Consider the following 14092-nt stretch of genomic DNA (forward strand, 5'->3'; position numbering starts at 1 on the left):
TAATGTGCCTGACCGCAGCGGCGGGCTGAAGCCCGCCCTACGGTGATGCACACAGGTCGCGCGGGGGAATGCCCCCGCTGCACAAGAAAAACAGGACGCGAAGAGGGGTGTCGATGAGCGATACTCCTCCTCTCCGTTGAAAGCCCGAGTAAGGGAACACGAATATGGCAGTCCAAAGCCAAAACATTCGCATTCGTCTGAAGGCGTTTGACTATCGTGTGCTGGATGCGTCCACGCAAGAGATTGTCAACACGGCCAAGCGGACCGGTGCATCGGTGCGGGGTCCCATCCCGTTGCCGAACAAGATCGAAAAGTTCACCGTTCTGCGTGGACCGCACATCGACAAGAAATCCCGCGATCAGTTCGAGATCCGGACGCACAAGCGTCTCTTGGACATCGTCGATCCGACCCCCCAGACCGTGGACGCGCTGATGAAGCTCGACCTCGCTGCTGGTGTGGATGTCGAGATCAAGCTGCAGTCGTAAGGAGGGTATGAAAATGCGCTCTGGCATTCTCGCAAAGAAAGTCGGCATGACCCGGCTTTTCATGGAAGACGGCAAGCAGATCCCTGTGACTGTTCTTCAACTGGACGGCCTGCAAGTGGTTGGTCAGCGGACATCGGACAAGGACGGCTACACTGCCGTGACCCTTGGTGCCGGTTCGCCCAAGGTCAAGCGCGTGTCCAAAGCGATGCGCGGTCACTTCGCGGCCCAAAAGGTCGAACCCAAGCGGAAACTCGTGGAGTTTCGCGTGACCGAAGACAACTTGATTGGTGTGGGCGAAGAAATCTCGGCCGAGCACTTTTTGGAAGGTCAAAAGGTTGACGTGAGCGGTACGTCGATTGGTAAAGGTTTTGCCGGTGCCATGAAACGCCACAACTTCGGTGGTTTGCGTGCTTCGCACGGCGTGTCGATCAGTCACCGTTCGCACGGCTCGACCGGCCAGTGTCAGGACCCCGGTAAGGTGTTCAAAGGCAAGAAAATGGCTGGCCACATGGGTGCTGCCCGCGTGACCACGCAGAACCTTGAGGTCGTGAAGACGGACGCGGATCGCGGCCTGATCATGATCAAAGGCGCTGTGCCCGGCTCCAAAGGTGGTTGGGTGACGGTCAAAGACGCCGTGAAAAAGAAACTGCCCGATGGCGTGCCGTTCCCGGCTGCGCTGAAATCGGCAGCCGCTCCGGTTGAGGCCCCTGCAGAGGAAGCCCCCGCCGAAGGAGGTGAAGCATGAAACTTGACGTGATCAAACTGGACGGCGGCAAAGCCGGCTCGGTGGACCTGTCCGAAGATCTCTTTGGCCTCGACCCCCGCGCCGACATCCTGCACCGCGTGGTCCGCTGGCAGCGCAACAACGCGCAAGCTGGCACCCACAAGGTCAAGACGCGTTCCGAAACCGCTTACTCCAAAAAGAAGATCTATCGCCAGAAGGGCACCGGTGGCGCGCGCCACGGCGACCGTAACGCACCGATCTTCCGCAAGGGTGGTATCTACAAGGGGCCAACGCCGCGTTCGCACGGCCACGACCTGCCCAAGAAGTTCCGCAAGCTTGGCCTCAAGCACGCTCTGTCGGCCAAGGCCAAGGCAGGCGAGTTGGTGGTCATCGACGAAGCGGTGTCCGCGGGCAAGACGGCTGCACTGGCCAAGCAGGTCAAAGACCTTGGCTGGAAACGTGCGCTGGTGATCGACGGAGCTTCGGTGAACGAGGACTTCCTCAAAGCATCGCGCAATATCGAAGGTCTGGACATCCTGCCGACGATGGGTGCGAACGTCTATGACATCCTCAAGCGTGACACTCTGGTGATCACCAAAGCGGGTGTCGAAGCGCTGGAGGCGCGCCTGAAATGAGTGCAAAGCCAGAACATTATGATGTGATCCGCAAGCCGATCATCACCGAGAAGGCGACCATGACGTCTGAGAACGGCGCGGTTGTCTTCGAAGTGGCGATCGACAGCAACAAGCCCCAGATCAAGGAGGCCGTTGAGGCGCTCTTTGGTGTGAAGGTGAAGGCTGTGAACACCACGATCACCAAGGGCAAGGTCAAGCGGTTCCGCGGCAAGCTGGGGACACGCAAGGACGTCAAGAAAGCCTATGTGACGCTCGAGGAGGGCAACACGATCGACGTCTCGACCGGCCTGTAAGGGCCATGGGCGGACGGCCCATCCTACGTAATTTGACCCCGGCAGCGTCTGCGTTGCCGGGGTTTTTTATGGGCGATTGAACGCGCATGTTCGGTATTGGTCATTGACCTGCGGCGGTGCAGCGCCCATATGCAGGGTGCTACGTTACTCTCTATCGACCCATTTCTCCTTTATCGGCGACTGGCTTTCGATCTTGCCCTTAACGCCGCCACGCTGCCGCATGATGCGGGCAGATTAATTTAGGAGACGACGGATGGCCAACGGCACCGTAAAATGGTTCAACACCACAAAAGGCTTCGGCTTTATCGCACCCGAGACAGGCGGCAAAGACGTGTTCGTGCACATTTCTGCTGTGGAACGCTCGGGTCTGACCGGCCTCGCGGACAACCAAAAAATCACATATGACGTGGAAGCAGGCCGTGATGGCCGCGAAAGCGCTGTGAACATCGCTCTGGCCTGATTTTTTCAGGTGGACATGATGGGCCCCGGCTGCGGATTGCGGCCGGGGCCTTTTTTGTTGTCCCATGCTGGGACACGCCTTGGCGCACCAAAAATCAAAGGGTTACAGGGGCGTTTTAGGGAACTGTTAAGAGTTGCCCGCACGTGGCACTGCCCCGAAAGACCGGGCGCACCCGACGCGCAGGCCGGGTAACCGAACCCGTACGCCCGGAGGTACGGGGCAGGCAGAAACGCCCGTCACAGAGGAATGTCGTCATACTTCCGCGAGAACGGGGATGTGCCGTCTTTGGTGGCCGCGGCGGACATCAATTCGACCACCCGCGTGGCCTGATCGGCATATTGTTTTGCGACATCGCGGCAATATTGCGATTGCATTTGCATCAATTCTGCGGGGGACGTGCAGGCCATCATGGCGCGCTGCGCCTCGAAATCCTGTTGAATGCGGTCCATGGCAAAACGTGCGCATTCGGTAGTGATGTCCATCCAAGCCTGTGCAGCGACAGGGTTGAACGGGGCAAAAGGGGTTTCGGGGGGCGAAGATTTGGACTTGGACTTGGGCATGAGGTGTCCTTTGGTTCAGGTGCATCCATTGCGATCAATATAGCGGGTTTTGGGGCGGGCGGATTGATCTGGATCGTTTTGGCGCGGAAAGCGACCGTTTTTGGGTGAGGCGAACGGACAAATATACTGTGCGTCTGGCGATGACGGAAGGCAATACAAGTGCGGGTCATCCACGGTCTCACGCAGCACGCAGCACGCGCCGGAGACATGTATCCGCAGATCAGACAGCGGCGTCCCGGTTGCATGACTGGCCGGAGCGGTCCAAATGTACATCACTCATGCGGGGGTCCAACGTGGCAGATGGTCTTGAACGCGGCCTTGTGCAGACCGTAGTGCCCTGCGCTGTCTCGCTCCGGGTACGTCGGAAAGCAGATGGCAAACCAGTCTTATCTAAACGTGATATTTGGATGACCTGCCGTTGAGAATTGGTTTGGGTGTTTGCGTTGCGGACGCCGCGTTTGACGAGGCTGCAACCCGTCTTCGTGCAATATGTGTGTCGTTGCGAAAGCTGTGCAGATCTTGGCCAATTGGGCCGTCACTTGGCCTGCTGGGCCGCGTTGCGTTTTCTGAGGTCGAAGGATTGGATTTTGCGCCGTTCTGTTGTGCCGCACCTCTGCGGTTGCATGGGACCTGTGCACAGGTTTTTAGCGGCGCAGTGGGATTGCGTTTTGGTTCGCTGGCAATCCGGGTCCAGACTGTCCGGATCAAGCGTAGGATGGGCATTTTGCCCATCACCCCCGGTGGGACAGCACGCGGGATGGGGGCCGGGCTGAAGCCCGGCCTACGCTTGGGGGGAAACCTTGGGCTGCGGGGTTGACCGCATGAGGGGGCTGCCTTAACAGACGCTATCCGCAAGGCCCCGGATTCGTTCGGGGCTTTGTTATTGGTGCGTGCAGACGCGCCGCTCTACCCGGGCACCTTCGGGGGCCTTTAACCATAGGTGGGCGTCAACGGACGCATCATCGTTTAGCAAAACGGAAGACAGTAACATGGCACTCAAGTCGTACAAGCCGACGACGCCGGGCCAGCGTGGGCTGGTTCTGATCGACCGTTCGGAGCTGTGGAAGGGGCGCCCCGTCAAGGCGCTGACCGAAGGTCTCACCAAGAATGGTGGCCGCAACAACACCGGACGGATCACGATGCGCCGCAAAGGCGGGGGCGCAAAGCGTCTTTATCGGATCGTCGATTTCAAGCGGAACAAGATGGATGTGACGGCCACGGTCGAGCGCATTGAATATGACCCCAACCGGACCGCGTTCATCGCGCTGGTCAAATACGAAGACGGCGAGCAGGCCTATGTGCTGGCCCCGCAGCGTCTGGCGGTTGGTGACAGTATCATTTCGAGCCTGAAGGCGGACATCAAGCCCGGCAACACCATGCCGTTCTCGGGGATGCCCATCGGGACAATCGTGCACAACATCGAACTGAAGCCCGGCAAGGGTGGTCAGATCGCGCGTGCCGCAGGCACCTATGCCCAGTTCGTGGGTCGCGACGGGGGCTATGCCCAGATCCGTCTGTCGAGCGGTGAACTGCGTCTGGTGCGTCAGGAATGCCGCGCCACCGTGGGTGCCGTGTCGAACCCCGACAATTCGAACCAGAACTTTGGTAAAGCGGGCCGTATGCGCCACAAGGGCATCCGCCCGTCCGTCCGTGGTGTGGTTATGAACCCGATCGATCACCCGCATGGTGGTGGTGAAGGCCGGACCTCTGGTGGTCGTCACCCTGTGTCCCCGTGGGGCAAGCCGACCAAGGGTGCGCGCACACGCAACAAGAACAAAGCGTCGCAAAAGCTCATCATTCGCTCGCGTCACGCCAAGAAGAAAGGGCGCTAAGACATGTCTCGCTCTGTTTGGAAAGGTCCGTTTGTCGACAGCTATGTGCTGAAGAAAGCGGAAGCGTCGCGCGAGAGCGGTCGCAACGAAGTCATCAAGATCTGGTCCCGTCGGTCCACCATCCTGCCCCAGTTCGTGGGTCTGACCTTTGGTGTGTACAACGGCCAGAAGCATATTCCTGTGAACGTCTCCGAAGAGATGATCGGCCAGAAGTTCGGGGAATATTCGCCCACGCGGACCTATTACGGTCACGCGGCTGACAAGAAGGCGAAACGCAAATGAGCAAGGATAAGAACCCCCGCCGCGTGGCGGACAACGAGGCGATGGCCAAGCTGCGGATGCTGAAGACCAGCCCGCAGAAGCTGAACCTTGTTGCCGCGATGATCCGTGGCAAGAAAGTGGACAAGGCGCTGACCGATCTCACGTTTTCCAAAAAGCGCATCGCGCTGGATGTGAAGAAGTGTTTGCAGTCGGCGATTGCCAACGCTGAAAACAACCACAACCTTGATGTGGACGAGCTGATCGTGGCGGAAGCCTGGGTTGGCAAAAACCTCACAATGAAGCGTGGTCGCCCGCGTGCACGTGGTCGCTATGGCAAGATCATGAAGCCATTTGCAGAGATCACGATCAAAGTGCGCCAGGTAGAGGAGCAAGCCTGATGGGTCAGAAAGTCAATCCGATCGGTATGCGCCTGCAGGTGAACCGCACCTGGGACAGCCGCTGGTACGCCGACACGAAGGATTACGGGAGCCTCCTGCTGGAAGACCTGAAAATCCGTGAGTTCATCAACACCGAGTGCAAGCAGGCGGGCGTGGCCCGCGTGATCATCGAGCGTCCGCACAAGAAGTGCCGCGTGACCATTCATACCGCACGCCCCGGCGTGATCATCGGTAAGAAAGGCGCGGACATTGAGGTGCTGCGCAAGAAGCTGGCGAAGATGACCGACAGCGAGCTGCATCTGAACATCGTTGAGGTGCGCAAGCCGGAACTGGACGCGGCCCTGGTGGGTGAGAGCATTGCCCAGCAGCTGGAGCGCCGTGTGTCCTTCCGCCGTGCGATGAAACGTGCGGTGCAGAACGCGATGCGCATGGGCGCCCTTGGCATCCGTGTGAACGTGGCGGGTCGTCTGGGCGGCGCAGAGATTGCGCGGACCGAGTGGTATCGTGAGGGTCGTGTGCCCTTGCACACGCTGCGGGCCGACATCGACTATGCCCACTCCGAAGCCATGACGCCTTACGGCATCATCGGTATCAAGGTCTGGATCTTCAAAGGCGAGATCATGGAGCATGATCCGTCCGCTCGGGATCGCAAGGCACAAGAGCTCCAGGATGGTCCTGCGCCCCGTGGCGCTGGCGGCCGTCGCTAAGGGAGATTTGACAGATGCTTCAACCGAAAAGAACGAAGTTCCGCAAGCAGTTCAAGGGCTCGATCAAGGGCAAGGCAAAGGGCGGGTCCGACCTGAACTTTGGCACCTATGGTCTCAAGGCGCTTGAGCCCGAGCGGGTGACTGCGCGCCAGATCGAGGCGGCGCGCCGTGCAATGACCCGTCACATGAAACGTCAGGGGCGGGTCTGGATCCGCATTTTCCCCGACGTGCCAGTGACCGCCAAGCCCATCGAAGTGCGTATGGGTAAAGGTAAGGGGTCGGTCGACCGTTGGGCGTGCAAGGTGAAACCGGGCCGCGTGATGTTCGAAATCGACGGCGTGAACGACGACATCGCCCGCGAGGCCCTGCGTCTGGCGGCAATGAAACTGCCGATCAAATCCCGCGTGGTTGTCAGGGAAGATTGGTAAATCTTCCCTGAGTGCGCGGTAGTGTATTTGCCAAAGGCACATGCACGAGAGCGGCACCCGGTAGACATTGAAAGCCCCCGGCGCGAAAGCGTCGGGGGCTTTTTCTCAGCGCCAACGGCCATAGCCCCGCAACTTTCTGCGCATGTCGGGGTTCTCAAGATGTTTGTATTTGCCTTTGGAAAAATGACCGCCATCCAGCGCCAAACCAGCCTTAACGATCTCTGCGCCGACGTCTCGGCAATCTGGTAAGAAGCATGTGCCCACAAGCCGATCATAAGACGTTTCACCGGTAAGTTCGACCGAGATGATTTCACCCTTGCAAAGCCTCACCATCTCCCACTTTGATTTCTGCCCCCAATGTTGATCCAGTTCTGGTGCATCAATACCTGCAAGCCTAATTTTAACCTTGTTTATGACGATTGTATCACCGTCAATTACCCACGCTTTTCCCTTTAGTCGCATGGATTGCGGAATTGGAGGTGGCGGGTCGTGCTCGACTTTTTTTCGCGGTTTTGGTGTGGGGCGGGACAACCTGACCGACGACGCCTGCGGGTTTAGAGGCACGCGCGGTTTCGAGCGTTTCTTACCAAGACCAAAAACGACCCAAATTGCTACACCGCCAAAAAGCAATAAGAATAGAGGTTCCAATATGACTGCTCTCGCAAAGCTGTAATTTGTGGAAGCAAAGCAATTTTAGTGAGGTTCAGCAAGTACTGCGAAACTCCGTGCTCAACCCAACAAAACAACCGCCCACCCACACAGCCCGATCTGCACCAGTTGGATCACCACCGACACCATATGCAAACGGTGGAACGCCTTTTGATCCCCCCGGTCCGTCGCGGCGTTGATATGGCCCATCAGAACTTGCCGCGCATAGACTGTGCCAAAGCAGATCAGGCCGAGGAGCGCAGCGACGAGGCCCGATTGCGACGCAGCCACACCAGCCGCCAGCGCGGACAGTACAATCACCACCAAATAGTAATACGGAAACGTGCCGCGCAAGAGCGGGCGCACCTGTTCCATCGGCAGCTGCCGAAACAGCACCGGCGCAAAGCCAAAGCTGAAAAACACCATGCCGCCCAGCAACGTGGCGGCTAAAAGAAGACTGAGGCTGGCCATAAATACGTCTCTCCCGCTGACCCGTCGCGACATAGCGCCGGGACACAAAGCGCCCAGAGCGGGGACGGTTTGCCGCATGATCGCGCGCATCCTTATTTCACGAGTTGATTAATTAGCAAAAATATTAAATAAAGAGCCATGACCGATTCAGACAAACTCGACGCAGTGTTTTCTGCCCTCGCACACCCGGCACGGCGGGCCATTCTGGCGCAACTGATGGAGGGCAAGGCGACGGTAAACACCCTCGCCGAACCGTTCGACATGTCGCTGCCCGCCGTATCCCGGCACATCAAGGTGCTGGAGGATGCGGGCCTGATCAGCCGCGAGCGGGACGCGCAGTACCGCCATTGCGTGCTGGAGCCGATGCCACTGAAAGACGTGGCCAGCTGGACCGACCAATACCGCCACATCTGGGAGGCGCGTTTCGATGTGATGGGCGCGCTTTTGCAAAACATGAAAGGATCAGACCAATGACGGAACAACAGGAATGGGTGCGCATTGAGCGTGACTTTGACGCGCCAATTGATCTTGTGTGGAAGATGTGGACCGATCCTGAGCTCTTCAAACAGTGGTACGGGCCCAATGGCATGTCCGTGCCCACCGCCGAGATGGACGTGACCGTCGGCGGAAATCGCAAGGTCTGCATGGCGATGCAATCGCCCGAGCGGTCGATGACCATGTGGTTCGCGGGCGTCTACAAGGAGGTGTCCGCACCGCGCCGCCTCGTCTACACCGAAAGCATGTGCGACGAGACCGGCACACTCATCTCGCCGCAATCCATGGGGATGCCCGACAGCTTTCCCGACATCACCGAGGTGATTGTGGAGTTGAGCGAAACCAACGGCAAAACGCGCATGGTCATGGTGCATGTGGGTGTGGACGAGGGCACCGCAGGGGCTGGCGGCTGGACCCAGGCCTTTGACAAGTTGGCGGTGCTTGCGGGGTCCATGGCCAGCGGGGCGCGCTAGGATGCGGAGGCTGGCAGTTCTGGCCTTTGTCACCCTCGACGGGGTCATGCAATCCCCCAGCGCGGCAGAGGAGGACCCGTCAGGCGGCTTTGACCGGGGCGGCTGGGCTGTGCCCTATTGGGACGGGGTGATGCCGCATGTCGAACAGACCGCGATGGCCGCGCCCTATGACATCCTGTTCGGGCGCAAGACCTATGACATCTTTGCCGCGCACTGGCCCAACGCCCCCAGATCAACGGCGGCGGACAGGTTGAGCGGCGCGCGCAAATACGTGGTGACCGGATCGCCCGAAACGCTGCACTGGGACAACAGCGAGGCGGTCCACGGGGACGCAGTTGCCGCCATTCGGGCGTTGAAACAGACCGACGGGCCGCTGTTGCAGGTCCACGGCAGTGCCACGCTGATCCAGACCTTGCAGGCCTATGACCTGATTGACGACTTTCGCCTATGGACCTTTCCGGTGGTTGTGGGCGCGGGCAAACGGCTGTTTGGGCCGGACTGTACGCCACGGGCCTATGCGCTGCGCCGCGCGCAGGCGCTGGTCAACGGGGTGATGCAGCAGGAATTTGTGCGCGCCTGATCGGGTGGCGTTGCCCCCTTGCCCCGCGGGGCGAAACCGGTGCACCTTGCGGGGCTGAACAGGCCACCCCGGGACCCCTTTGATCATGCAGACATTTCAGGGCGCGACCGTTTACCTGCCCGGCGCGGTGGCAGAGACGACTGTGACCATCGCAGACGGTGTCATCATTGAGATCGGCGGCCCGGCGCAGGGAACGGTGATCGACGCGCGCGGTCTGATCCTTGCGCCTGCGCTCATCGACGTGCATGGCGATGCGTTTGAGCGGCAGGTGATGCCGCGTCCGGGTGTCTATTTCCCGATGGAGACGGCTGTGCTGGAAACCGACCGGCAATTGGCTGCGAACGGGATCGCGACGACCTATCACGCCATCACCCTGAGTTTCGAGCCCGGCCTGCGCAGCGTCGCGCGGGGGCGTGAGATGATGCAGGCGATCCGTGATCTGGCCCCGCGTTTGCTGGTGGAAAACCGCATTCAGCTGCGCTGGGAGACCTTTGCGACCGAAGCGCTGGCGGTGCTGGACTGGGCCATGGAGGCGCCGCTGACCCCGTCGCTGGCGTTCAATGACCACCTGTCGATGTCGATGCGTCCGCTGGACATGCCGGTGCAGGACCGGCTGTTCGAACATGACCCGGACTATGCGCTGGCCGACCTTGCAGACCCGCAGGTGGCCGCCAGGCGTCATGCCCGCCACGCAGAACGCGCAGGCCTCGGACTGGATGCCTATATGGCGCTGATCGCAGATGTGTGGGCGCGCAGGCCGCAGGTGCAGCAGACGATGCAAACCGTCGCCGCCAAGGCGCGCGCCAAGGGTGTGCCGATGCTCAGCCATGACGACACGCAACCCGCCACGCGCCGCTTCTACCGCGCGCTGGGTGCTGATGTGGCCGAGTTCCCGATGACAATGGCGCCGCTGCGGGACGCGCGCGCGGGCGGCGACACAATTGTGTTCGGTGCGCCCAACGCGGTGCGCGGGGGCAGTCACATCGGGTCGCTTGCCGCTGGCGATATGGTGGAGGCCGAGCTGTGTGACGCACTGGCCTCTGACTACTATTACCCGGCGATGTTGGCGGCGGTGGACCGGCTCGACCGGGACAGGCGGGCGGATCGGCTGGCGCTTTGGTCGCTGGTGTCAAGCGGCCCGGCCCGCGCCATGGGTCTGGAGGATCGCGGCGACATCGCGGTGGGCAAGCGCGCCGATCTGGTGCTGGTGGACTGGCCGACAGGCCAGACGCCTGCCATCCGGGGCACGTGGGTGGCAGGCCGCGCGGCCTACCGCGCGCACCCGTGCGGCTGACCGGGTTCAGGGGCGGCCAACGGGTTGCAGATCGGCAAAGGCAAAGCCGGTCACCTCCGCGAATTCGGCCTCGTCCCAAAAGCCAATCAGAATACCCGTCTCCGCCGCCTTGCTTTGTCCCGCCAACACCTGCGGCGTGGCTGTGATACGGGTGTGGTGCCGGGTCGCCCAGCGGAGAAGGGCGGCTTCCATCCGTTTGCGTATGTCGTCGTGCTCCGGTGCCGCGCCAAGGTCCATCAGCTCTTGCGGGTCTTCCTGCAGATCAAACAACAGCGGGCGGAACCCTTCGCAGCGGATGTATTTCCAACGCCCGTCAAAGATCATCACCGTGCGCGCATCCTCTTGCGGCACATCCAGCGCGCGCGCCATTTCGGACCAGTGGTAATCATGCTCGCTGATCGCGTATTTCCGCGAAAACCCCTTCGTGCCGTGCAGGATCGGCGTCAGGTCGCGCCCTTCGATCACATGCGGTTTCGGCGCGCACCCCAAAGCGTTCATAAAGGTCGGCGCAAGGTCGATCATCTCGACCAGCGCATCCGACACGCTGCCGCGTGTTGCGTTCGCTGCGGCACGTGGGTCTGCGATGATCACCGGCACCTTCACCGCCATCTCGTGATAAAAATCCTTGTCGCCCATCCAGTGGTCGCCCATGTAGTCCCCATGATCCGAGGTAAAGGCGATGACCGTGTTGTCGCTGAGGCCTTGCATGTCCATCCACGCAAAAAGCCGCCCCAGATTGTCGTCCAACTGCTTGATCAGGCCCATATAGGCCGGGATCACATGGGTGCGCACGTGATCGCGGGCAAAGCTGCGGCAGACCCGCGCGTCGAGATAGGCGCGCATCAGCGGGTGGTCGGTGTCCCGCTCTGACGCGGATCGCACAGGGTCCACGATATGGGTTTCGTTATACATGTCGTGATAGGGCGCGGGCACGATATAGGGCCAGTGCGGCTTGATATAGCTGAGGTGGCACATCCACGGACGGCCATCGGCCTGCGCCTCTTGCATGAACGCCATGGCGCGGTTGGTCATATAGGCGGTTTCGGAATGTTCCTCGGGCACATTGGCGGCAAGGCGCGAATTTTTCAGCAGCCAAGCGGACAGCAATTCGCCGTTTTCATCCAGACCCGAATTGGCAAAATCCTCCCACGGGTTGTCCGAGGCATAGCCCTGTTCAACAAGGTAGTCGTCATAGGCGGACCAGCGTTGGCGCACACTGTCGGGGTGCAGGCCGTCGTCGCGTTCGAACGGCTCGAACCCGCATTCGGACCGGCGCACGCCGATCTCGCTGGCCGGATCAATGCCCAGCCACGCCATCCCTTCGGCATCGGCCACCATATGCGTCTTGCCCACCAGCACGGCGCGCGCGCCTGCATCCCGCAGGTGGTCGCCCAGCGTCGGCTCGCCCACGCGCAGCGGCATCCCGTTCCATGTGGAGCCATGGCTGCGCACATACCGTCCCGTATAGGCCGACATGCGGGATGGGCCACAGACCGGCGATTGCACATAGGCATTGGTAAACCGCACGCCGCGCGCCGCCAGCGCATCAATATGCGGCGTGTGCAGGTGCGGGTGGCCATAACAGCTCAGGTAATCGAACCGCAATTGGTCAGCCATGATCCAAAGCACATTGGGGCGGTCGGTCATCTGAGGTCTCCGTGATCGGCCTTGGGGCGCGGGGTTCATAAAGACGCAGGAAATATGGGGTGACAAGTGGCGGCGATTTTGCCAGCCTTCAAGCATAGGTTGAAGACGCTGCGCCCTGTCCGGTGCCGCGATGGGGCGGTGGTGAAACCCCCCTGATTTTTAGACATTTTTTGAACTGGAGCGAAAGATGAAACGCATTTTTGCAAGCCTGCTGGCCGGATTGGTGGCCTGCGCAACCCTCGCCTGCGCCGAAACGGCGGGGATCGACGTTTCCAAATGGCAGGGCGGCGACATCGATTATGCGACCGTCAAAGACAACGGGATGGCCTATGTTTTTGTCAAAGCGACCGAAGGCAACACCGAGGTGGACCCGGATTTTGCCCGAAACTTTGCCAATGCCAAGGCGGCGGGGCTGTTGGTGGGCGCATACCATTTCTTTATCACCGGCGACGCGCCGCAAACGCAATTCGACAACTATTCCAAAGCCGTGACATTGCGCGCCGGAGATTTGCCGCCGGTCGTGGATATCGAAACGCTGGATGGCGGCACCGCAGCAGAGGTGCCGGGCGCGTTGCAGCAATTCCTTGACCTGCTGGAACAGCATTACGGCACGCCGCCGATCATCTATTCGGGCGAAAGTTTTGCCAATTCGGACCTGAACGGATTTGGCAATTACCCGTTATGGGTGGCCGAATACACGTCTGCCAGCAGTCCGAAATTGCCACGGGGATGGGACACCTGGACATTCTGGCAGTATTCGCAATCGGGCAAGGTCGCTGGTATCGACGGCGCCGTTGACCTCAACCGGTTTAATGGCGACGCAGCGCAGCTGAACACATATTTGATCAAATGAGGTTTGGAAAAGAGCGACCGACCTGTGCCAAGTGTACCGTGACCTGAGTTGATTTATTCAGAAATCTGAGTAGGCTTATATTTATTTACGTGAAGGGGTGGGAAATTGAAACCTCATTTGATGTTTTGTATTTGTGCTTTCCTTTTGGGATGCGCGGAAAAAAACCTGAGAGAATTTGAAAGTACTGCACTAAAAACGTCCAGTATTCATTGGAATAGCAATTTGGCGGACATGTCGCGACACAGCCAAGAGCTGTCCGAGGCTTATCGCGGGGCTGCCGAGAAAACCGCCAGAGATCAGGATATCGCAGCAGCGATCACGATCGTTGCGGCGGTGGGCACTGTTTCCGGATTGGTAAGCGATGCCAGCACGGCTGCGGTGTCAAACCGGGCCTTGGTCGGGGCGACCGCCACAACCGTTGCAACGCGCACCACACCCAAAACCGCAATCCAAGGTCTATATACCGCATCCAAGAGGATGAATTGCGTGGCAACGACGGCGCAAATCGGACGCTACTTATTGACCGGGCCTGCCGTCAGTACCAAGACACGCGACAGCGCGCGCGCCGCGACCTTTGGTGCCATTGCAGAAATTCAAATTATTGCGCGGGAAGCATTAATTCGGAGTGTTGAGAGCTTTCAAACGGTCCGCGACAACCTCATCAACGCTATTCCCACGGCTGAGCAAAAGGATGCGATTGATGCGTTGCGAAACAAGGACGGTTCCGATTCAGCCGAGACACTGGATGTGGCTATTCTGAATCAATATTTGGGTCTTTTGGACAATTGCCTTGCAGATGCAGCAGAGGTTACTGCAGCCAGCAAGATTGACAAGAAAGACTAGGCGAA

20 protein-coding genes are annotated in these 14092 nt (G+C 59.8%); 16 read left to right on the forward strand and 4 right to left on the reverse strand.

Features of this window, described 5'->3' with window-relative positions; all coding sequences use genetic code 11:
- The first annotated feature begins 164 nt into the window (after positions 1–164).
- The 5 genes from rpsJ (at position 165) to Q1A85_RS21980 (ending at position 2597) form a co-directional block, all read left to right on the forward strand.
- Positions 165–485: a 30S ribosomal protein S10 gene (rpsJ, locus tag Q1A85_RS21960; protein WP_299694944.1), complete on the forward strand. Its 321-nt coding sequence runs from the start codon at positions 165–167 to the stop codon at positions 483–485.
- A 13-nt stretch (positions 486–498) separates the two neighbouring features.
- Complete coding sequence (rplC, locus tag Q1A85_RS21965) at positions 499–1230, forward strand: 50S ribosomal protein L3 (RefSeq protein ID WP_299695018.1); 732 nt, start codon at positions 499–501, stop codon at positions 1228–1230.
- On the forward strand, positions 1227–1844 hold the full coding sequence (gene rplD, locus Q1A85_RS21970) for a 50S ribosomal protein L4 (protein WP_299694947.1): 618 nt from the start codon (positions 1227–1229) through the stop codon (positions 1842–1844). The genes rplC and rplD overlap by 4 nt, the downstream gene beginning before the upstream one ends.
- Positions 1841–2137, forward strand: coding sequence for a 50S ribosomal protein L23 (locus Q1A85_RS21975; RefSeq protein ID WP_299694950.1), 297 nt, complete (start codon positions 1841–1843; stop codon positions 2135–2137). The genes rplD and Q1A85_RS21975 overlap by 4 nt, the downstream gene beginning before the upstream one ends.
- A gap of 253 nt (positions 2138–2390) precedes the next feature.
- A complete protein-coding gene (locus tag Q1A85_RS21980; RefSeq protein WP_299694953.1) occupies positions 2391–2597 on the forward strand; it encodes a cold-shock protein in 207 nt (68 codons plus the stop codon).
- A 236-nt stretch (positions 2598–2833) separates the two neighbouring features.
- On the opposite strand, the gene Q1A85_RS21985 is transcribed toward Q1A85_RS21980, so the two are convergent.
- The gene (locus Q1A85_RS21985) at positions 2834–3157 is read right to left on the reverse strand and encodes a phasin family protein (protein WP_299694957.1); all 324 of its coding nucleotides are present in this window, start codon (positions 3155–3157) and stop codon (positions 2834–2836) included.
- Positions 3158–4146: 989 nt separating this feature from the next.
- Here Q1A85_RS21985 and rplB point away from each other — a divergent pair.
- The 5 genes from rplB to rplP are packed head-to-tail and all read left to right on the forward strand — an operon-like array spanning position 4147 to position 6783.
- Complete coding sequence (rplB, locus tag Q1A85_RS21990; protein WP_299694960.1) at positions 4147–4989, forward strand: 50S ribosomal protein L2; 843 nt, start codon at positions 4147–4149, stop codon at positions 4987–4989.
- Between the two features lie 3 nt (positions 4990–4992).
- Positions 4993–5271, forward strand: a complete 279-nt coding sequence (rpsS, locus tag Q1A85_RS21995) for a 30S ribosomal protein S19 (RefSeq protein ID WP_299142453.1) — start codon at positions 4993–4995, stop codon at positions 5269–5271.
- Entirely contained in the window at positions 5268–5648 is a 381-nt protein-coding gene (rplV, locus tag Q1A85_RS22000; RefSeq protein WP_299694963.1) for a 50S ribosomal protein L22, read from the forward strand. The genes rpsS and rplV overlap by 4 nt, the downstream gene beginning before the upstream one ends.
- On the forward strand, positions 5648–6355 hold the full coding sequence (gene rpsC, locus Q1A85_RS22005; RefSeq protein ID WP_299694966.1) for a 30S ribosomal protein S3: 708 nt from the start codon (positions 5648–5650) through the stop codon (positions 6353–6355). The genes rplV and rpsC overlap by 1 nt, the downstream gene beginning before the upstream one ends.
- A 14-nt stretch (positions 6356–6369) precedes the next feature.
- The gene (gene rplP, locus Q1A85_RS22010) at positions 6370–6783 is read left to right on the forward strand and encodes a 50S ribosomal protein L16 (protein WP_299694969.1); all 414 of its coding nucleotides are present in this window, start codon (positions 6370–6372) and stop codon (positions 6781–6783) included.
- A gap of 105 nt (positions 6784–6888) precedes the next feature.
- Here rplP and Q1A85_RS22015 read toward each other — a convergent pair whose 3' ends face one another.
- Together Q1A85_RS22015 and Q1A85_RS22020 are read right to left on the reverse strand one after the other, a co-directional pair.
- Positions 6889–7431: a thermonuclease family protein gene (locus tag Q1A85_RS22015; RefSeq protein WP_299694972.1), complete on the reverse strand. Its 543-nt coding sequence runs from the start codon at positions 7429–7431 to the stop codon at positions 6889–6891.
- An 81-nt stretch (positions 7432–7512) separates the two neighbouring features.
- Positions 7513–7902, reverse strand: a complete 390-nt coding sequence (locus Q1A85_RS22020) for a DUF4149 domain-containing protein (protein ID WP_299694975.1) — start codon at positions 7900–7902, stop codon at positions 7513–7515.
- Positions 7903–8040: 138 nt separating this feature from the next.
- Here Q1A85_RS22020 and Q1A85_RS22025 point away from each other — a divergent pair, with 138 nt between their 5' ends.
- The 4 genes from Q1A85_RS22025 to Q1A85_RS22040 all read left to right on the forward strand — a co-directional run bounded on the left by Q1A85_RS22025 (position 8041) and on the right by Q1A85_RS22040 (position 10744).
- Positions 8041–8376, forward strand: a complete 336-nt coding sequence (locus Q1A85_RS22025) for a metalloregulator ArsR/SmtB family transcription factor (RefSeq protein WP_299694978.1) — start codon at positions 8041–8043, stop codon at positions 8374–8376.
- A complete protein-coding gene (locus tag Q1A85_RS22030; RefSeq protein WP_299694981.1) occupies positions 8373–8870 on the forward strand; it encodes an SRPBCC domain-containing protein in 498 nt (165 codons plus the stop codon). Before Q1A85_RS22025 ends, Q1A85_RS22030 begins: the two co-directional genes overlap by 4 nt.
- A gap of 1 nt (position 8871) precedes the next feature.
- Complete coding sequence (locus Q1A85_RS22035) at positions 8872–9450, forward strand: dihydrofolate reductase family protein (protein WP_299694983.1); 579 nt, start codon at positions 8872–8874, stop codon at positions 9448–9450.
- An 85-nt stretch (positions 9451–9535) separates the two neighbouring features.
- Positions 9536–10744: an alpha-D-ribose 1-methylphosphonate 5-triphosphate diphosphatase gene (locus Q1A85_RS22040; protein ID WP_299694985.1), complete on the forward strand. Its 1209-nt coding sequence runs from the start codon at positions 9536–9538 to the stop codon at positions 10742–10744.
- A 6-nt stretch (positions 10745–10750) separates the two neighbouring features.
- On the opposite strand, the gene Q1A85_RS22045 is transcribed toward Q1A85_RS22040, so the two are convergent.
- Positions 10751–12391: a sulfatase-like hydrolase/transferase gene (locus tag Q1A85_RS22045; protein ID WP_299694987.1), complete on the reverse strand. Its 1641-nt coding sequence runs from the start codon at positions 12389–12391 to the stop codon at positions 10751–10753.
- A 187-nt stretch (positions 12392–12578) separates the two neighbouring features.
- Between Q1A85_RS22045 and Q1A85_RS22050 the strand changes: the two genes are divergently transcribed.
- Together Q1A85_RS22050 and Q1A85_RS22055 are read left to right on the forward strand one after the other, a co-directional pair.
- Complete coding sequence (locus Q1A85_RS22050) at positions 12579–13244, forward strand: GH25 family lysozyme (protein ID WP_299694989.1); 666 nt, start codon at positions 12579–12581, stop codon at positions 13242–13244.
- A 105-nt stretch (positions 13245–13349) separates the two neighbouring features.
- A complete protein-coding gene (locus Q1A85_RS22055; RefSeq protein WP_299694991.1) occupies positions 13350–14087 on the forward strand; it encodes a hypothetical protein in 738 nt (245 codons plus the stop codon).
- The last annotated feature ends 5 nt before the right edge of the window (positions 14088–14092 follow it).

This window comes from uncultured Tateyamaria sp., assembly GCF_947503385.1.
In the GTDB taxonomy this organism is placed as follows: domain Bacteria; phylum Pseudomonadota; class Alphaproteobacteria; order Rhodobacterales; family Rhodobacteraceae; genus Tateyamaria.